A 17800-nucleotide genomic window follows, 5' to 3' on the forward strand; every position below is an offset into this window, starting at 1 on the left:
GTCAGCTGGCCCGGGACTTCCGGGAAGCGCCGGCAACATGCACTGTTACGCCAAGCTCGGTGAGGCGGGCGAGTTCCTGTGGGTCCGCCGACGCGTCTGTCACCAGTAGGTCGACGGCCGACGCGTCGGCGACCTTCGCCACGGTCGCCGCACCGATCTTGGAGCCGTCGGCAACGACCATCAGCCGGTGCGCGTGCGACACCATGGCGTGGTTGGTGCGAGCCTCGGTGTGGTCGTGGGTGGTGACCCCGTGGGCAGCGCTGACACCGTCGGCGCCGAGGATGGCCAGGTTGACGCTCATACCGTTGAAGGCACTCTCGGCCAAGCTGCCGACCAGCTCGAACGAGCTCGACCGAATCACCCCACCGGTCATGATGATCTGCAGATTGGGCTGGGCCGCTACCGCTGCAGCGGTGGTGAGGGCATTCGTGACGATTGTCAGTCGTCGACGCTGACCGAGTTGGCGAGCGACCTCGGCAGTGGTCGATCCGCCGCCGATCGCCACGGCGAGCGGGCGGTCGGCGGGCAGCAGCGCAGCGGCCGTTACCGCGATCGCGTGCTTGGCCAGTGGGGATCTGGTGTCCCGGAGGTGGACCGGCAGTTCCGGCCCCGTATTCGCCCGGGCGCCGCCGCGGGTGCGCGAGACCAGTCCCTGTTCCTCGAGGTGTGTCATGTCCCGGCGCAGCGTCGCCGGAGACACCTCGAGTTCGTGACACATGGTCTCGACCGACAGGGCTCCGCGCGTGGTCAGCAGGTCGAGGATTTCGACCAGGCGCTGAGCTCGCCGGGGTGACGGTGCCGACGGTTGCCCACAGCGCACCGCTGGGAGGGCTGGCGAACTGATGACGATCACCTCGTTCCGACCTGCGTGACGAGTGAATCGCCTCAGTCTAGGGAACCGGGCCGCGCCGTCGATGCTTCCGCGCAATCGAATTGAGCGTTCCGGGCTAGCCGCCGCGGTGGGAGCTGAGCCCGATGGTCAGCAGGAGGTTCGCGTACAGACGCACTTCACCGGTCGCGACCACGAGACCGACCTCGGGGGAGCGCACGAGGTCGTAGAAGTCGAATCGATCGACCAGCTCCATCGGCACGTCGTCCCCGAGCTGCCGGCGGTACTCCTCCTGCACGGACGCGTCCACTCCTTCGGCGGGGCGCATCACGGCGGCGCTCTCGAAGTTCACCGCGGTCTGGATCAGCGGGAGTACGTCGGTCACCGTCAGCAGGCCGGGTGCGAGATTGAGATGCACGAGGCGGGCCGCCGGGTTCACCATCGTCAGGTACGGATAGTTCCCGTCCGCGAGGAGGATCCGTGAGCCGTGCCCGGCCGTAGCCAGTGCCTCGAGCAGCGGCGGGTGGATGAGTTCGTGGTTGAGCATGATGAAATCTCTCCTCTGTCAGCGGTCGCCTTGGGCGCGGGGGGATCCGTACCCGTTCCAGCCTGGGATTGTGCCGTCGACGTCCCAGAGGTCCAGCCACGACTCGGATCCGTCCCAGAGGAACACCTGTCCCTTGATGAGACGGTTGTTGCGTTCTACTCCGCGCATGTCCTCGAGTTCGGTCGGCGTCAGCGGGTCGGAGAGGACGGCGGCGAGGTTCGCGGCGTACTGCTCCTGCTTGACAGAGAAGGGGATGGGGATCTGGCCGCGGGCAACAGCCCACTTCAGGCAGACCAGGGCCGGATGTACGCCGTGGTTGCGTGCGATGCGCTGGACGATGGGGTGATCCACGTCAACCAGGTCATCGTCGCTTCGGTCGCGCTCGGGACGTGACGGCGAGCCCAGGGGCGAGTAGCCGATCGGCTGTACGTCGTGGTCCACGGCGTACCGGAACAGTTCCGGCTGCTGGAAGCACGGGTGGAGCTCCATCTCGATGAGAGCGGGAGCGATCCGGGCGTCCTCGAGGATCAGCGTCAGCTTCGGGATCGTTACGTTCGACGTGCCCAGGTGGCGCACCAGACCGGCGTCCACGAGGTTCTCGAGAGCGTGCCACGTCTCCATGTACCGCTCATGCACGTACGGTCGGGCGTGCGGGTCGCGCATCCCGGCCTCCGCGTGCGGCGGATGGTGGTTGGGGAACGGCCAGTGCACGAACACCGCGTCGAGGTAATCCAGTCGAAGGTGTTGCAAAGACCGGTGGACAGAAGCCACAGCGTCTTCGGGGGCGTGCGCATCGTTCCAGACCTTCGACATGACGAAGAGGTCCTCGCGAGGCGCGACGTCCGCGATGGCACTCTCCAGTACGGCGCCGATCTGGGACTCGTTGCCGTAGACGGCAGCGCAGTCGACGAGGCGATAGCCGCTGCGGATTGCCCCCGCGACGGCGGTTGCGACATCATCCGCGGAGTAGCGGTCGGAGCCGAAGGTGCCCATCCCGATCACGGGGATGGTTGCTCCGGATGCGAGCACCCGTGAAGGCAGCAGACGGGCATCGATCTGGGACGTCATTGCGTGACTTCTCCTTGTCGAGAGAGGCGGTCGCCGAGGTCCTGCGCGAGGCGCACATCGCGGCGTACATCGTCGAGGTAGAAGGGGTAGCCGAAGATGCGGTCGACACGGGCCATCTGGTATGGCTGATAGTGCTGGCCCCAGAAGAAGCCGAGGGCCTTCCAGTGTTCGACTGCCTGGTCGAGCAACTCGGCTGACCGTACGGCGCGTTCCGGCTCTTCGCGCTCCTCGGCACGGGCGAGCTCGAGTGCTGCCTCGATCTTCGCCGCGTAGTACCTGCCCAGTGCGGCTGTTGCTCGCAGGTCGAGGATCGCGCAGGTGGCGAGTGGTTCGCGCCATGACGGCGTACGGTCCTCTGCCTCCGTCGCGAGTTCGTCGGCCGCGTGTGACTCCTCGGTCAGCACCGCGATCACGTCCAGCGGGGTCTCGGCAGAGGCGTCTGCTCCGCCGCGTAGTTCGGTTCTGGCGAACTCCCGGATGCCGATCGTGCCGGCACCGGGCATGGGAGAGCTGTCGAGGAAGTCGAGCACGGTGCGGAGCCCGTGGTCGCGGGTCAGGCATCCTTCCGGATGCCACTGGAAGTCGAGGTCGAGCCAGCACAGCCGATTGACCGCCGGGATGATTTTCGAGGCGTGGCGGAGCCCTTCGTACAGGGTCGGAGCGTCGTCCCCGTAATCGATGCGTGCCAGGCGTTCGAAGACATCCGAAGCGGTGTCGGGATCGTAGGCGAGACGGCCCCACAACTGGAACTGCAGTCGTTGTCGTTCGAAATCCCAGCGCCAAGTTTTGTGGCCGTGGTCGACATGCTGGAAGTCACGGGCCCAGAGATATCCGTCCGCACCCCAGTAGAAGCCGTGGGCGTAGTTCTTCTCGACTATCCCGCGGACGTACTCCCGCACGTAGTCCACATCACCCCAGCGGTGCGTGTGGACGTCGTCGTTCCGCACGGTGAAGAGGAACTGCGTCTGCTCGAGATCCACTCCGTCCCACACGTGGAGCAAGTCCTCGAAAGCAGGACGGGGGTGTGAATAGCAGTGCGCGATCGAGTACTTCCAGCTGATGTAGAAGCGAGTCGGATCGATCATGGGCTTGGCCATGGCGATGATGTCGGCGGTGCTCTGCATGTTGGTGCGGTGCAGGAACTTCACCCGCCGCCCCGACCGTTCGATGCCTCGCAGGTAGGTGTCGACCACCCACTGCTCCTTCTCGCTGCCCGTACCGCTCATCGCTTCGCTGCCGCTCGTGCCGATGCCGTCCAGCTCGGGATAGGTGACGAGCAGGCGGTAGATCATCTCCTCGTAGTACGCGGACACTTGCGGGGCGCGTTGCCTGGCGCGAGCAGCATCCCAGCGATTGATGGTCTCGGTGCCTTCACTGCTGTTCGCCAAGGCGGCGGGCAGGCCGAGGCCACGAGCCACCGGCTCGGGCAGGTAGATGTTCCAGGTGAACAGATAGACGTCGATCCCGCGATCCCGGGCATGGCCGAACAGCGCGTGGAAGAACCTCTCGTGGTCGGCGATCTCCTCGTCGGTGAAAGGGTTGGCGTCCCGGAATTCGGGAGAGCTCACCATCAGATGGAAGGGGTGGAGCGACCACAGGCTCAGGCAGTTGTAGCGATTACGGGCAAGTTCGTCGAGGTAGTCGCGCCAGAACTCCAGATCGAAGCAGGTTTCGAGGTTCTGCCGGAACGGATCGCCGTTGGAGTAGGGCTCGTAGGGCAGATTGAACTTGACGCCGCGGACGGAGAGCGACGGCGATTTCGCGACGTCGAGTCCGTCCTCTGTCCAGGTCTGCGCCCGGACGAGGTCGGCGACCTCGAGGCAGCCGTACAGCAGGCCACGCGGATGGGCGGCTTCGACGACGACCCGGCCTCCGGCGCCGGACACCGTGAAGGACTCGTCGGGGTACGTCGGGCCGGACAGGCCGTCGGCGCCGGCGACGAACGCCGCGACCTCGTCGGACGAGCTGACTCGACGTACGACGATCACCGGCTCGGGGCGCGGGTCGTCGCGGAGCTCCGGCCACGGACCGACGACCTCGAAGCCGTCTGCCTGGAGAGCTGTGCGGATCTCTGCGAGGCCGAAGTCCACAAGGGGCGATCGCACCTCGCTGACGATGTAGACGGTACTCATCGGCCCCCCAGTCCGCTCAGGCGCACGCCTTCGACGAAGGTCCGTTGCGCGAGGAAGAAGACGATGAGGATCGGGAGCAGGGAGATGATCCCGACCGCCATCATCTGGTTGTACTGCGTCTCGTACTGTCCCTTGAACAGGCTCAGGCCGAGGGCGAGCGTGAAGTTGTTCTGCGTCCGCAGGTAGATCAGCGGTGTGAGGAAGTTGTTCCAGTTACCGACGAAGCTGAAGATGGCGACGGCCGCGATCGCGGGTTTCGACATCGGCAGGAAGATCGACCAGAGCGTGCGAAGGTGTCCGGCGCCGTCGATGCTGGCCGCGTCGGTGAGCTCTTGCGGGATGGTCAGGAAGAACTGCCGGAGCAGGAAGATGAAGAAGGCGTAGCCGAACCAGGCCGGCAGGAACAGCGGCCAGTACGTGTTCACCAGGTTCAGCTTGCTGAACATGATGAACGTCGGGACCAGCGTGACCTCGGCCGGGATCGCCATGGTTGCGACCATCAGGGCGAACAGCGCCCCCCGTGAGCGCGCTCGCAGGCGAGCGAAGGCGTACGCAGGGAGCACGCACGAGACCAGGTTCCCGATCACCGACAGGCCGGTGATGATGATCGAGTTGATCAGGAACGTTGTGAACGGCAACGAAGTCCAGGCGGCCGGATAGTTGTCGAACCGTGGCGTCGCGGGCAGCACCTTGGGTGGGTAGGCCAGCACCTCCTGCGAGGTCTTGAGGGACGTTGTCACCATCCAGAGGAACGGGATGACGAACACCGCGGTGCCCGCGATCAACAGGACGTAGGTGATGGTCTTCCGGAAACGCTCGACGGAGGTCTGGCTGGAGCCGATGGGCCGGCGTTGCGTCGGCGGGGCCTGCTGGGGCGGGGTCGCTGTCAAGGTCATGGTGGAGCTCCGATTGATGGTCGGGTCAGGCGTCGTAGTGCACCCAGCGGCGCGCGAGTACGAACTGCAGAGCCGTGACGACGCCGATGAGAGCGAACATCGCCCACGACAGGGCGGCCGCGTAGCCCATGTCGAAGTACTCGAACGCCTGGCGGTAGATGTAGAGGCCCAACATGAGGGTCGCGTTGTTCGGTCCGCCCTCGGTCATCACCAGTACGAGCGTGTAGGCCTGCAAGCTGGCGATGAGACTGGTGACGACGTTGAAGAAGATGACCGGCGACATCATCGGCACGGTGACGTGCCAGAACCGGTCCCACCATCCTGCGCCGTCGAGGAGGGCAGCCTCGTAGAGCGTGGGGGAGATGCCTTGGAGACCGGCCAGATAGATCACGATGGTGTTGCCCGCGCCCCACACCGACATCAGGATGAGGCCGGGGATGGCCCAGTGCTCGTCAACCAGCCAGCCTGGGCCCTTGATGCCGAAGAATCGTAGGAAGCTGTTGATGAGGCCGGAGTCGGGTTGCAGGATGTTGATCCACAGGATCGCGGTGGCGACGCCGGCCACGACCGAAGGCAGATAGAAGACGGTACGGAAGAATCCGAGGCCGCGGACCTTCTGGTTGAGCAGGATCGCGAGCAGGAAGCTCGTGACCACGCCGAGAACGACCGAGCCGGCGCCGAAGTAGACGGTGTTGCCGATCGACTTGTAGAAAAGGGGATCGGCGAACATCTTCCGGTAGTTCGCCAAGCCCGCCCAGCTGGGTGTGGACAGCAGTGACCAGTGGGCGAAGCTCAGCAGGAGTGCGGCGACGACCGGGCCGCCACCGAACAGGATGAAGCCGAGGATCCACGGAGACGCGAAGCCGTAGAACGCACGTGCCTCGCGACGCGCGAGCGGGCTGGTACGTCGGGTCCGCCGGCCCGGCAGTTCGAGCGTGGGTGCAGCCTGTGCCATGCCGATTCTCGTCTCAGCCCGCGACGTTCTTCTTCAGGAGCGGCTGGATCGTCGACGCGATCTTCTTGCACGCGTCGGAGACACCCAGCGACTTTCCCATCACCTGGTCCCAGATCGGAGTCACCGCGTTGGTGATCTGCGGCGTCGCCGGACCGAACACGACGCCGGTGCTGGTGGCGTAGGTGTTGAGCGCGTTGTAGATGGCGTTGGCGCCCTCCGGCGCGGCGTCCGACTTGAGATAGGCCGGCCATGCTGACTTCCTGGTCATGTTGCCCTTGCCCGTGCTGGCGAACATGAACACCTGGCCAGAGGTCGAAAGGTACTCGTTGAGGTAGATCCAGGCGGCGTCCTGCTGCTTGCTCTTCGAGGTGATCGAGTACGCGCTGCCGACCGCGGCTGTGGAGTGCCCCTTCGGGCCGGCCGGCCAGTCCGCGATGCCCCATTTGAAGGCCGCTTGGTCGCGCAGCGACGGCGCACCCCAGGACCCGTCCACCTTGATGGCGGCCCGGCCGAGGGCGAAAGCGTCGGCCTGCGACATCCCCTGCAGCTCTGACGGGGACGGGAACACGCCCTTCTGCAGGTACATGTCCATCCACCACTCCACCGCGGCGATCGACTCCGGCTTGTCCAGGAGCACCTGTGACTCGTCGTCGCTCAGGTAGTGGCCACCAAGGGGAGACAGGCGCACCGGGTCCCAGAACGTGTCGACGGGGGTCACCGGCAGGGAGAGACCGAAGACCTTGCCCGCGCCCTGGCCGCTCGTCGTCGCCAAGACCGCGTTGCGCAGGTCGTCGAACTTCCATCCCGCAGTCGGCAGGGCGACGCCTGCCTTCGCGAAGATGTCTTTGTTGTAGTAGATCATCACGGGTCCGCAGTCGTACGGCACCGAATACTGCTTGCCGTCGCGCTTGTAGTACCCGGTCGAGACCTCGGCGAAGTCCGAGGGATTGAAGTTGGGCTCACCGGAGATGTAGTCGTTGAGTGCAAGGAACGCGCCCGAACCGATGAAGTTCTGGGCGAAGCCGAACCCGTTGTACATAACGTCCGGCAGGCTGCCGCCCGCGGCCTGGCTCGAGTACTTCTTCAGGTAGTCCGCCGAGCTGTCGCCCGCGTTCTCGGCGACGATCTTGATGTTCGGATGACGCTTCTGGAAGAAGTAGTCGAACTGCTGCTGGCGGACGAAATCCGCCGGCGACCACGAGTGCGCCACCGTGATGGTCACCGAGGACTTCGGATCGGCGACGGACGACTTCCCCCAGTCGAAGCTGTCGTTGAGCTTCTGGGCGTCCGCGGACGGGTAGAGCTTGGACGCGATCAGCGAGGTCGTCGTAGGGCTCGACGACGAACACGACGCCAGGGCATTCGCGCCGGTGGCCGCGATCGCGGTGGCACCCGCCGTACGCAAGAAGGTGCGCCGGCTGAATCCCTTTTCTGCGGGGGTTCTTGGTACTTGCATCGTTCCTCCTCCATGAGAATTTCGAACCCGCGTTTCTTGACGAGCCGGAGTGGGCGTCAGCCGCTCGCAATGCCTGGTGTGCGGAACTTCAGCTCGGGGCCGCGCACGTCGAGAAGCGCGGTCCGGCCGAGTGCACGTACGGCGTAAAGCCGGCCGGGCTCCGCGTGGAACGGAGCGTGCACGACGGCACCCTCATCGGCGACGAGCTCAGTAGGTTTCCACTCGTCCGGGCGTTCCATCGTGTCCATGCCGGTGATGTCCTGGTACTCCGCGCCCAGCCGCACGGATTCCGAGGATCCGCGGGCCAGGACCGTCACGCCGACCGAGACGGTCGAGGTGGCTTCGTCCCAGGACGCGTCCACTGTGGAGATCCGAGTCGGTTCGGCCGCCGCCTCGACGTTGGTCAGCTTGATGACCACCGGGTTGGGCCACTTCTTGTCGTTGTACAGCCGCTGTGCGTTGAGAGCTGAGACCACGAGACCGGCGTCGGTCTGCTCCCAACGCGGCGTCGCGTCGAGCTCCGGCCGGTACTCCATCAGCTGTCCGCTCTGCCCGAGGACAGAGACCTCGGTGAGTTCGGTCGCCTTGATCGACCGCAGCACGAACTCCCGCCGTTCACCCCACTTCCACCGCTCACCGGTGACGATGACGTAGACGCTCTTGGCGTCCTTCGACGCGGTGAACCACAGCTCGCCTTCATTCGTTACGACCCACGGGCGGGTGGCGTAGATCGCCTCCCCGTTGACGAACATCCACAGTCCGAGCTCCTGAAGCCGTGCCTCCTGCTCGACCGGGATGGTCCCATCCGGTTTCGGGCCGATGTTGAGCAGCAGGTTTCCGCCCTTGGCCCGGGTCTCGATCAGGATCTCGATCAAGCGGGTTCCCGACTTGTAGGTCTCGTTCGTCGGCTTGTAGGTCCACTGCGAGCCCATGGTGAGGTTGGACTCCCAGGCGCCGTCGATCGGCTGGCCCGGAATGTACTGCTCGGGGGTCGGCAGCGCGCCGCGAGTAACCACGACGTTGGGGTCCGTCTGCCACGTATGTTCGCGAAGCCCTTCGGCCTCGCCGTCGAAGAAGACGATCTCGACCGGACCGAACTCCGTGAGCAGTTCGGTCATCTGGGATTTCGCCAACTCCATCAGCCCGGGATTCGCGGCCGGTTGCACGCTTGGAATCGACCGCTGGATCGGGATGCCCTGCTCCCACAGCCAGGCGAAGTCGTCCGGTGAGAAGTAGACGCCGGCGGCGATGCCGTGCTCCCGGAACGCCTCGAGGATCTCTGCGGTCGTGTCCCGGCCGAACGGCGTATTGCCGACATGGCGCTCGGTCGTCGCCGTGCGGAACATGCAGAACCCGTTGTGATGCTTGGTGGTGAACACGACGTACCGCATCCCGACGAGATCGGCGAGCTCGGCCCACTCTGTCGGGTCGAAGCGCCGGGGACGGAATCGGCGCGGGAGTTCCTCGTAGTACCTCTCCACAAAGTCCTGCGAAGCACCGACCAGCGGATGGCTCACGTCGGAGCCGAGTTGCGTATCGATGCTCCAGTGGATGAACAACCCCAGCCCGAGGTCGCGGAACCACTCGACGCGATCAGCTGCGTTGCCATCGGCAGTGGCATGCGCCACGGGATTGGACTCGACCAGCACCAGAAGCTCCTCGTCGAAAACAGGCAGTGGGCGACTGCATATCGGCACACCAGTCAACTTGTCAGGCAAGTTAGCACGTAACGTTTCGCCCTGTCTACGATGAGATTTGCAGACCTGTGGGGGTGGCTTCCGCCTGTGTGTTGGAGCGCTTGAAGGCAGCCGAAACGATACGATTCGTGGAAGGAGGGTGATGGCTACCTATAAGGACATCCAGCGGGAGACGGGGCTGTCGCTGGCCACGATCTCGAAGTACTTCAACGGCCGAACCGTGCTCGAGTCGAACCGTGCTGCGATCGAGGCTGCTGCTGCCGCGCTCGATTTCCGCCCCAACGCGATGGCTCGGGGCCTACGGTCGAGGCGATCCGGAACCGTCGGTGTCGTACTGCCCGCCCTCAACAACGATTTCCATCTGACGATCATCGCCGGGGTCGAGGCTGCCCTGAGATCCGTGGGCGTCAGCGTCATCGTCGCCGCCAGCCCTTCCGGCGAGGAGGACACGGTGGGACTGCTGTTGAGCCAGATGGTCGACGGCATCATTGCCGTACCGTCAGGGCACGACATCGAACCCCTCCGCGCGGCGATGCGGCGGGTGCCGGTGGTCCTCATCGACTGGGCGGCGGACGAACTCCATACCGATGGGGTCTTCCTCGACAACGCCGGTGCGGGCGCGACGGCCGCACGCCTGCTGCTGGACCACGGGCATCGGCGCATCGCCATTGTGGCCGGACCACCGTCGGTATCCACCATGCGCCTGCGAGCCTCGGGCTTCACCGAGCGGCTCGCAGAGGCCGGCGTCGCCATCTCCCCGGAGCACGAGGCCCGCGGGCCACTGATCGTCCGCACCGGACACGACTCGATCACTGGCTTCCTGGCACTGCGCGACCGCCCCACCGCAATCTTCTGCGCCAACTACGAACTCACGCTGGGCGCTCTCATCGCAATCAACGAGTCAGGCCTCCGCCTCGGCCGCGACATCTCCCTGGTCGGCTTCGACGGCGCCGAACTGGCTCAGGCAACGGTGCCCCGCCTCACCGTCATCGCCCAGCCCACACAAGACATCGCAACAAGAGCCGCCGACCTCCTACGCCGCCGCCTCGACACCTCCGGGCCCGCGCTGCCACGGTCGCCCGTAGTCCAGTTCCTCCCCGCCCAACTGGTCCCAGGCGGCTCAGTCGAACGCCTGAACGACTGACCACAGTGCCACACCTCGCCAGAGTGACAACTGCCCCAGATGCGCTCCCAGCTGCAGCTCGCCGGAGCTGCAGCGGTCCTGGGCATCAGAGCAGCGTGGATGCGGCGCGGCTGTAGGCGTCGTGCATCGGCCTGCCTCCGATGGATAGGTGCCAGGATGCCGTCTGGGTTGCTAGAGCAAACAGCCAAGCTCGCGTCCGCTGTCGTTCGAGCCCGAGCCGATCCGCCAACGGGTCGACCCGTCTGGTCGTGGCGAGCGAGTGCATATCGTGCTGAAGGAACATCGCGACGTCGAAGGACGGGTCGCCGATCGTCGATGACGGATCGATGGCGAGCCAGCCTCTTTCCGACAGGAGAACGTTTCGCCGATGGAAGTCGCCGTGGAGCATGACCTTACGAGTCGCCGATGTCGGCAATGAGGTGAACAGCTCGGCTGCTTCGCGGAGCGGCCCTGGATCAACGACATCACCAAACTGGTCGGCCCGGGCTTCCAGGACCTGCGCGCGCTGGCTGGCGGCCTCGGCCAGCGGCTGACCACCGGAAGCTGGAACCCTGGCCGCCCACAAGTTCGAAAGTACCTCGACCGCGATGTCGTCCGCCTCCTCCGGAGGCAGATCCGCCGCGTCGACCCCTGGGACGCAGCACTCCATCAAGGTGGCCCGGATCGTCGGGTCGTGGGCGAACAGCCTTACAGCACCGCGGCCTGCCCATGCCCGCAGAGCGGTGACGTGATCGTGGTGAACCGGCAGCGGAACAGTGATCTGAAGTACAGCAACCTCACCGCTACTCCGTTTCACCGGCGCCGTCCAGCTCGAATCGCCACCCGGTTCGAACGCGGGCATCAACGTCAGATCCCACTGGGTTACACACTTCGCGATCAGCCCAGGCAGTTCCTTCAGCCAGGCCGCGCCGCCGGAGTGATACGACCGAATCCGATCCGCCAGCGACGCCGGCACGATGCTCCCGAGGTCCCCAAGCCTGCCGTCGCTCACGTCGACGCCTTCCGAGTTATGTGGGTGTGGACCGCCCACCGGGTCGAACACCCTACAAACCAAACTGCGAGCACCGCCATCCAATTGGCGTCCGCCGAGGCCCTGTGATTTGAGCAGCGCGAGCCGCTGGGGCCATGGGTGAACGTAGGTGCCGTACTGATCGCTCTGCTGTCCTTGGCGGTCGGAGTCGGTTTGATCCGACGGCAGCGTCGGGCACAGGTTGCCGACGCGCCGCCGGAGTCGCGGGTAGCCGAGCCGAGCGGCGTGGCTCGTTGAGCCGTCGTACGGTGGCGGTATGGCGAGGCGGAGCTGGGTCGAGCAGATCATGGGGCTGCCGATCAGTGTGCTCGCCCGCGGGCGCGACGCCGGCTCGGAGCAGGCGGAGGCGGCGGTGCGGAACGTCGTCGCAGAGCTGGCCGAGGTCGATCGGGTGTTCTCGCCGTACAAGCCGGACAGCGCGGTGAGTCGGCTGGGCCGTGGCGAGGTGAGCTGGGACGGTGTCGAGGTGGTGGTGCGGGATGTGGCCGAGCGGTGCGTCGCGGCGCGCGAGCTGACCGGAGGCTTGTTCGACGCAGCGGTGCCTGGCGGCGGCTGGGATCCTTCGGGACTGGTGAAGGGGTGGGCGGTCGAGAGGGCCGGTGCGTGGTTGCGGAAGGTCGACGGCGTGGACTGGTGCCTCAATGCGGGAGGTGACGTGCTTGTGGTGTGTCCGAGCGGCGAGCCGTTCACGGTCGGCATCCAGGACCCGCGCGATCCCGGCCGCGTTGTCGCGAGCGTGGCGCGGAGCGCGGGAGCCGTGGCTACCAGCGGAACCGCGGCCCGCGGCGCGCACCTCTACGACCCTCGAAACGGCCGCCCCGCGCAGACGCGCTGGTTGTCGGTGTCGGTGACCGGGCCGTCCCTGGAGTACGCCGATGTACTCGCCACGGCAGCCTTCGTCGCGGGTGACGACTGGCCGGAGGTGGTCGCCGTGCTGCCGGGCTACGAGGGGCTCGGCATTCTTGCTGATGGCAACTTGTTCACGACCGCCGGGTGGGGTGGATGACGACACAGCTGCTGCTGGTCGAGGACGACGACGACCTGGCCGGTCTCCTCGACCGGGTGCTGACCGATGAGGGGTACATGGTCACGCGGGCGTCAGACGGGCACACCGGCCTGCACCTCGCGCTGACTCACCCGGTGGACGCGATGATCGTCGATCGCGGCCTGCCGGCCGTCGAGGGCCTCGACCTGATCGCACGGTTGCGCAGTCGCGGTGTCCGGACACCCATCCTGGTGCTGTCGGCACGGAAGAGCACGCAGGACCGTGTCGAGGGCCTCGACGCCGGCGCCGAGGACTATTTGACCAAGCCGTTCGAGCTCACCGAGTTGCTGGCCCGTCTGCGGGCGCTGCTCCGCCGGCACCTCGATCGTGCTGTCGAGCTCGCGGTGCCGGGTGGTTGGCTGCACATCGCAGGCCGGAGAGTACGGCGTACGGACGGGGAGTCGGTGGAGTTGTCGGAGCGGGAAGCGGCGCTGCTCGCGCTGCTCGCGGCGCGGCCCGGCGTCGTGTTCAGCCGGGCTGACCTGCTTGACCGGGTCTTCGGCGAGGCAGAGTCGGAAACTGTCGTCGACACCTACGTGCACTACTGCCGGCGGAAACTGGGCCGGGGTGTGATCAGTACGGTGCGTGGGCTCGGCTACCGGCTGGGGAGTTCATGAGCGGGCGACCGATCGGTGACGAGGTGCTGGTTCGCCGAGCCGCCCGCGGCGTCGCCGTACAGGCCGCCGGTCTGGTCGCCGCGGCAATGCTCGTGCTGATCGCCTTGGTCACGCTGGTCGTGGTGCGCGGCCAGGCAGGTGCTGCTGATGACTTACTGCGGTCAGCGGTGGCTACGGCCGATGACGTCGGCGATCCGCCCGCAGGCACCTGGTTGGTGATGGCGGGTTCATCCGGGACGACCACGACAGCGGGTCTTCCGGACGACCTGCTCCCGGAGCTCGCGGCTCTGCGGGGCCGGGCGACCGACCAGGTTCAGTTGCTGACCGTCGAGAATGACGAAGGCGAGTTCCGCGTCGCCAGCGGGTTGTCGAAGGGCCGGCCGGTGCAGGCTGTGCTGGATTTGGCGGCCGCGCACCGGGAGCGGGCCCGTTTGCTGCAGGCCATGGGGTTCGCGGCGGCCTTGGGGCTCGTGCTGGCCGGTTTGCTGGGAGTTCTGATCGGGCGGCGCGCAGTCCGTCCGCTTGCTGAGGCCCTCACGCTGCAGCGGGCGTTCGTGGCCGACGCCGGGCATGAGCTGCGGACACCGCTGACGTTGCTGAGTACCCGGGCACAAGTGCTCGAGCGGGCGTTGCGTCGCAGCGGTGCGGGCCCCGACATCCTCGGTGACGCGGACGGTGTGGTCGACGACACCCGCCGGCTCGCGGAGGTCGTCGACGATCTGCTTGCCGCGGCTGATCCGCGAGGTTCCGAGAACCATGAGCCGGTCGACCTGGTCAAGGTCGCCGAGGATGTTGCCGCCAGTGCGGCGGCGCATGCCGGGGAGGCCGGCGTACGGCTGCGGTGGGTCGCGGACGGTGACAAGGCGCTCGCCCTAGGTGCGACGAGTGCGATCCGGCGAGCGACGATCGCCCTGGTGGACAACGCGATCGATCACACGCCCCGAGGCGGTGAGGTGCGCCTCGGCGTACGGCGGCACCGCGGTGACGTGATTCTGGCGGTCAGCGACACCGGTCCGGGGATCGGTCCGGAGGCCGCGCAACGGGTCCTGCGCCGGTTCGACTCGGGTGGCCATCGGTCCGGACGGGCTCACTACGGTCTGGGACTGGCGCTTGCACATGACGTCGCGAACCGGCTCGGCGGGCACTTGCGGCTCGCCCCGAGCGAAGTCGGAGCGACGTTCGAGCTGGTGCTCCCGGCGATCGCCGACAGAGGTCCAAGGAACGACTAAGAATCCGCCGTCATCGTCGGAGTATGACGTTCAGCGGTTCCCTGCAGGCGATGCGCCGCCCGCGGATCGCTCATGCCCGGCGCCGCCCACGCCGAACTCCTGCCTGGTGGCGCGACGCCGTAGGCATCAGCTGCTGGGGAAGCGCCCTCGTGGTGGTCGCCCTCTGGGTGTCGGGGCGCGGCGTTCAGAATCTGGCGACCGGACCCGCGGACCTGCTGACCTCACTGGGCCGGCTGTCGGGTCTGGTCGCCGCCGATCTGCTGCTGGTGCAGGTGTTCCTGATGGCTCGCGTGCCGGCGATCGAGCGCAGCTACGGCCAGGACGAGTTGGCGAGGCGGCACCGGTTGGTCGGCTTCTGGTCGTTCAACCTGCTGCTGGTGCACATCGCCGCGATCCTGGTCGGATACACCCTGCGCGATCACAGCGATCTCGTGCGTGAGACCTGGTCTGTGGTCACGACGTACGGCGGCATGCTGCTCGCCGCGGCGGCGACCGTCGCGTTGACCTTGGTCGTGGTCACGTCGGTGCGGGCGGCGCGGCGGGCGTTGCGGTACGAGTCGTGGCACCTGCTCCACCTGTACGCGTACGTCGGGGTCGGATTGTCGGTGCCGCACGAGATCTGGACCGGTGCGGACTTCACGACGTCACCGCTCGCCCGGCTTTACTGGTGGTCGGCGTACGGCGTGGCTGCAGCCGCGATCGTGTTGTACCGCCTCGTCCTGCCGGTATGGCGGACGGTGCGCCACGGGTTGACCGTGCGCGACGTGATCCACGAAGCGCCCGGTGTGGTGACGGTGCAGCTGGGCGGGCGTGGACTGCATCGGATGCCGGTCCGGGCCGGGCAGTACTTCGTGTTCCGATTCCTCGACGGCCCGGGGTGGTCGCGGGGCAACCCGTACTCGCTGTCGGCGTCGCCGGCGCCCGATCAGTTGCGCGTGACGGCCAAGACGGCGGGTGACGGCAGCGGCCGCCTCGCCCGGCTGCGTCCGGGGACGAAGGTCGCGATCGAAGGGCCGTACGGGCGGCTGACCGCGGAGCGACGGGTGACGGATCGGGTCGCGATGTTCGCCTGCGGAATCGGCATCACCCCGCTGCGGGCGCTGCTTGAGGAGCTCGCGTACCGGCCGGGCAATGCGGTCCTGGTGTACCGGGCGCATGAGGCTGTGGACCTGGTTTTCCGGGACGAGCTCGAGCAGCTGGCTCGGCGGCGCGGCATCACCGTGCACTACCTGCTCGGCCGGCGGACCCCGAAGCGGAACTCTTGGTTGCCGGAGAGTGCGTGGAACTGGTCCGACGCGGACGCCATGCGTCAGCTGGTCCCGGAGATCGAGCAGTACGACGTCTACGTTTGCGGGCCGGACCGGTGGATGGACGCGGTGTGTGCGGCGGCGCGGGCCGACGGACTGCCGGACGGCCAGCTGCACCAGGAGCGGTTCTCGTGGTGAGGAGAGTGCGGATGAGGCGCGGGACGAGGGTAGTGATGACCATCGCGACAACGGCGGTGGTGGCGGTTGCCTATCGGACCGGAACACAGCCGCGGACGGTCTCCGAGGCAAACACCTCGCGGACGACGACGCCGACAGCTGCACCGCGAGCGCCATCATCTGAACCACAGTCGAAATCTCCTGCGAAGACACCGTCGGCTACGCCGTCGGCAACGCCGCGGCAGTCGACTCGTACGAAGCCGAGCTCGTCCGCGGCGCTCACTGTGGCCGGTGATGTCGTCGACACCCAGTACGGACCGGTGCAGGTCGAGATCACGATGCGGGGCGGCCGCATCACCACGTCACGGGCCCTCGAGCGTCCGAGTGGCGACGGGCAGACCGACGAGATCAACAGTTCCGCGATCCCACAGCTCGACCAGGAGGCGGTAGCCGCACAGAGCGCACAGGTCGACACGGTGTCGGGAGCAACGTTCACGTCGGACGGCTATGCCAAGTCGTTGCAGTCGGCAATCGACGCGGCGCACCGGGCCGGCGCGCGATGAGTGCGCACGCGGAGCGATTGCGACGCAACGCGGTGGTCGGCGGAGCCAGCGGCGTACTGCTTGTGCTCCTCTTCCTGTACCCGACCAGCCGCAATCACGTCGACACCCCATCGGTCGCTGCGGCAGTACCGGGAGTCGTGAGCACCTCACCGGGGAGCAGCGATGTGGTCGTCAACGGGAGCTCGGTGGACACGCGGTACGGCCCTGTCCAGGTCCGGGTCACGATCCGGGCGCACCGGCTGGTCGCGGTGACGTCGCTTGTCTACCCGTCGTCGAGCGGCCGGGACCGGGAGATCAACTCGTATGCTCTGCCGCAGTTGGAGCAGGAAGCGGTCGCGGCCCAGGGTGCCCGGATCGACACCGTGTCGGGGGCAACGTTCACCTCGGACGGATACCGGCAGTCGTTGCAGTCTGCACTGGACGCCGCGCACTTCAGCTGAGAGTCCAAGAAAACACCAAGATAGCGCTGCGAGCCTGGGGTTCCTGACCACCGATCCAATGCGGTCCCGAGCTATCCGAAGGAACCCGATGCAGACAGTCAACGGTCTTCCCGCCCACGTGCTGCTGGTGCACGCCATTGTCGTCCTGCTGCCGCTGTCGGCCGTGCTCCTGGTGCTGACTGCGCTGTGGCCTGCGGCCAGGCGCCGGCTCGCGGGACCGAACGCGGTCTTGTCGCTGCTCGTCGTTGTCCTCGTGCCGATCACCACCAGCGCGGGGGAGTGGCTCGAACACCGCCTGACTCCGACTCCGTTGATCGACCGGCACGCCGAGCTCGGCGACACCGCCATCTATGTAGCTGTCGCGGTGGCAATCGTTTGTGTCGTCGTGTGGTGGCGCCAGCGCGAGGTCTCCGGCCGGACTCCGGCGAAGCGGCACTACCTCGCTCCCAACTCCACCGTTTTCACCACCGCGCTGACGGTGGTGGCGGTCCTCGTCGGCGGTGTCTCGGTGTACGACGTCGTCCGTATCGGCGACTCCGGCGCGAAAGCGAGCTGGAGCAACTGGGCCGCCCGCCCGTGACAACGGTCAGCGCACGATCAAGGTTGCCTTCGTCTGGTGGGTCAGTGATCCACTGGTAGCGGTGACGGCGAGCGTGCCGGCGATGCGGATCAGGTCGCCGTCGATCGACAACTCGCCTCACCAGCCGCCGAAGACGATCCAGCCGGGC

17 protein-coding genes are annotated in these 17800 nt (G+C 66.7%); 8 read left to right on the top strand and 9 right to left on the bottom strand.

Annotation, left to right across the window (positions count from 1 at the left end; genetic code table 11):
* Nucleotide 1: 1 nt before the first annotated feature.
* The 8 genes from EV645_RS18930 to EV645_RS18965 all read right to left on the bottom strand — a co-directional run bounded on the left by EV645_RS18930 (nucleotide 2) and on the right by EV645_RS18965 (nucleotide 9532).
* Complete coding sequence (locus EV645_RS18930; protein WP_422386631.1) at nucleotides 2–772, bottom strand: DeoR/GlpR family DNA-binding transcription regulator; 771 nt, start codon at nucleotides 770–772, stop codon at nucleotides 2–4.
* A gap of 175 nt (nucleotides 773–947) precedes the next feature.
* Nucleotides 948–1376, bottom strand: coding sequence for an RbsD/FucU family protein (locus tag EV645_RS18935; protein WP_130445204.1), 429 nt, complete (start codon nucleotides 1374–1376; stop codon nucleotides 948–950).
* An 18-nt stretch (nucleotides 1377–1394) separates the two neighbouring features.
* Nucleotides 1395–2444 carry an aldo/keto reductase gene (locus tag EV645_RS18940; protein WP_130445205.1) on the bottom strand — a complete coding sequence of 350 codons (1050 nt, stop codon included), beginning with the start codon at nucleotides 2442–2444 and terminating at the stop codon, nucleotides 1395–1397.
* Nucleotides 2441–4576, bottom strand: a complete 2136-nt coding sequence (locus tag EV645_RS18945; RefSeq protein ID WP_130445206.1) for a hypothetical protein — start codon at nucleotides 4574–4576, stop codon at nucleotides 2441–2443. Before EV645_RS18945 ends, EV645_RS18940 begins: the two co-directional genes overlap by 4 nt.
* Entirely contained in the window at nucleotides 4573–5472 is a 900-nt protein-coding gene (locus EV645_RS18950; RefSeq protein ID WP_130445207.1) for a carbohydrate ABC transporter permease, read from the bottom strand. Before EV645_RS18950 ends, EV645_RS18945 begins: the two co-directional genes overlap by 4 nt.
* A 25-nt stretch (nucleotides 5473–5497) precedes the next feature.
* Nucleotides 5498–6427, bottom strand: a complete 930-nt coding sequence (locus EV645_RS18955) for a carbohydrate ABC transporter permease (protein ID WP_130445208.1) — start codon at nucleotides 6425–6427, stop codon at nucleotides 5498–5500.
* Nucleotides 6428–6440: 13 nt separating this feature from the next.
* Nucleotides 6441–7883 (bottom strand): ABC transporter substrate-binding protein, encoded by a 1443-nt coding sequence (locus EV645_RS18960; protein WP_130445209.1) that lies wholly within the window; start codon nucleotides 7881–7883, stop codon nucleotides 6441–6443.
* Nucleotides 7884–7939: 56 nt separating this feature from the next.
* Complete coding sequence (locus tag EV645_RS18965) at nucleotides 7940–9532, bottom strand: alpha-L-fucosidase (RefSeq protein WP_157997103.1); 1593 nt, start codon at nucleotides 9530–9532, stop codon at nucleotides 7940–7942.
* Between the two features lie 190 nt (nucleotides 9533–9722).
* On the opposite strand from EV645_RS18965, the gene EV645_RS18970 reads away from it, so the two are divergent.
* Nucleotides 9723–10724 (top strand): LacI family DNA-binding transcriptional regulator, encoded by a 1002-nt coding sequence (locus EV645_RS18970; protein ID WP_130445211.1) that lies wholly within the window; start codon nucleotides 9723–9725, stop codon nucleotides 10722–10724.
* An 85-nt stretch (nucleotides 10725–10809) separates the two neighbouring features.
* Here EV645_RS18970 and EV645_RS18975 read toward each other — a convergent pair whose 3' ends face one another.
* On the bottom strand, nucleotides 10810–11715 hold the full coding sequence (locus EV645_RS18975) for an aminoglycoside phosphotransferase family protein (RefSeq protein WP_157997104.1): 906 nt from the start codon (nucleotides 11713–11715) through the stop codon (nucleotides 10810–10812).
* Nucleotides 11716–12010: 295 nt separating this feature from the next.
* Between EV645_RS18975 and EV645_RS18980 the strand changes: the two genes are divergently transcribed.
* From EV645_RS18980 to EV645_RS19010, 7 genes are all read left to right on the top strand, one after another.
* Complete coding sequence (locus EV645_RS18980; RefSeq protein WP_130445213.1) at nucleotides 12011–12760, top strand: FAD:protein FMN transferase; 750 nt, start codon at nucleotides 12011–12013, stop codon at nucleotides 12758–12760.
* Nucleotides 12757–13416 carry a response regulator transcription factor gene (locus EV645_RS18985; protein WP_130445214.1) on the top strand — a complete coding sequence of 220 codons (660 nt, stop codon included), beginning with the start codon at nucleotides 12757–12759 and terminating at the stop codon, nucleotides 13414–13416. Before EV645_RS18980 ends, EV645_RS18985 begins: the two co-directional genes overlap by 4 nt.
* Nucleotides 13413–14645 carry a sensor histidine kinase gene (locus EV645_RS18990; RefSeq protein WP_130445215.1) on the top strand — a complete coding sequence of 411 codons (1233 nt, stop codon included), beginning with the start codon at nucleotides 13413–13415 and terminating at the stop codon, nucleotides 14643–14645. The genes EV645_RS18985 and EV645_RS18990 overlap by 4 nt, the downstream gene beginning before the upstream one ends.
* A gap of 23 nt (nucleotides 14646–14668) precedes the next feature.
* Nucleotides 14669–16090, top strand: a complete 1422-nt coding sequence (locus EV645_RS18995) for a ferredoxin reductase family protein (RefSeq protein WP_198681699.1) — start codon at nucleotides 14669–14671, stop codon at nucleotides 16088–16090.
* Nucleotides 16091–16125: 35 nt separating this feature from the next.
* A complete protein-coding gene (locus tag EV645_RS42795; RefSeq protein WP_130445216.1) occupies nucleotides 16126–16632 on the top strand; it encodes an FMN-binding protein in 507 nt (168 codons plus the stop codon).
* Nucleotides 16629–17072: an FMN-binding protein gene (locus tag EV645_RS19005; RefSeq protein WP_130445217.1), complete on the top strand. Its 444-nt coding sequence runs from the start codon at nucleotides 16629–16631 to the stop codon at nucleotides 17070–17072. Before EV645_RS42795 ends, EV645_RS19005 begins: the two co-directional genes overlap by 4 nt.
* 88 nt (nucleotides 17073–17160) lie before the next feature.
* The gene (locus EV645_RS19010; RefSeq protein ID WP_130445218.1) at nucleotides 17161–17652 is read left to right on the top strand and encodes a DUF2231 domain-containing protein; all 492 of its coding nucleotides are present in this window, start codon (nucleotides 17161–17163) and stop codon (nucleotides 17650–17652) included.
* Nucleotides 17653–17800: the final 148 nt, after the last annotated feature.

Origin of the sequence: Kribbella rubisoli (genome assembly GCF_004217145.1) — a bacterium.
Classification (GTDB): Bacteria; Actinomycetota; Actinomycetes; order Propionibacteriales; family Kribbellaceae; genus Kribbella; species Kribbella rubisoli.

Coding starts and splice junctions, on each gene's coding strand:
- EV645_RS18935 (WP_130445204.1), bottom strand. CDS start 1,376: ATGCTCAACCACGAACTCATCCACCCGCCGCTGCTCGAGGCACTGGCT.
- EV645_RS18940 (WP_130445205.1), bottom strand. CDS start 2,444: ATGACGTCCCAGATCGATGCCCGTCTGCTGCCTTCACGGGTGCTCGCA.
- EV645_RS18945 (WP_130445206.1), bottom strand. CDS start 4,576: ATGAGTACCGTCTACATCGTCAGCGAGGTGCGATCGCCCCTTGTGGAC.
- EV645_RS18950 (WP_130445207.1), bottom strand. CDS start 5,472: ATGACCTTGACAGCGACCCCGCCCCAGCAGGCCCCGCCGACGCAACGC.
- EV645_RS18955 (WP_130445208.1), bottom strand. CDS start 6,427: ATGGCACAGGCTGCACCCACGCTCGAACTGCCGGGCCGGCGGACCCGA.
- EV645_RS18960 (WP_130445209.1), bottom strand. CDS start 7,883: ATGCAAGTACCAAGAACCCCCGCAGAAAAGGGATTCAGCCGGCGCACC.
- EV645_RS18970 (WP_130445211.1), top strand. CDS start 9,723: ATGGCTACCTATAAGGACATCCAGCGGGAGACGGGGCTGTCGCTGGCC.
- EV645_RS18980 (WP_130445213.1), top strand. CDS start 12,011: ATGGCGAGGCGGAGCTGGGTCGAGCAGATCATGGGGCTGCCGATCAGT.
- EV645_RS18985 (WP_130445214.1), top strand. CDS start 12,757: ATGACGACACAGCTGCTGCTGGTCGAGGACGACGACGACCTGGCCGGT.
- EV645_RS18990 (WP_130445215.1), top strand. CDS start 13,413: ATGAGCGGGCGACCGATCGGTGACGAGGTGCTGGTTCGCCGAGCCGCC.
- EV645_RS18995 (WP_198681699.1), top strand. CDS start 14,669: ATGACGTTCAGCGGTTCCCTGCAGGCGATGCGCCGCCCGCGGATCGCT.
- EV645_RS42795 (WP_130445216.1), top strand. CDS start 16,126: ATGACCATCGCGACAACGGCGGTGGTGGCGGTTGCCTATCGGACCGGA.
- EV645_RS19005 (WP_130445217.1), top strand. CDS start 16,629: ATGAGTGCGCACGCGGAGCGATTGCGACGCAACGCGGTGGTCGGCGGA.
- EV645_RS19010 (WP_130445218.1), top strand. CDS start 17,161: ATGCAGACAGTCAACGGTCTTCCCGCCCACGTGCTGCTGGTGCACGCC.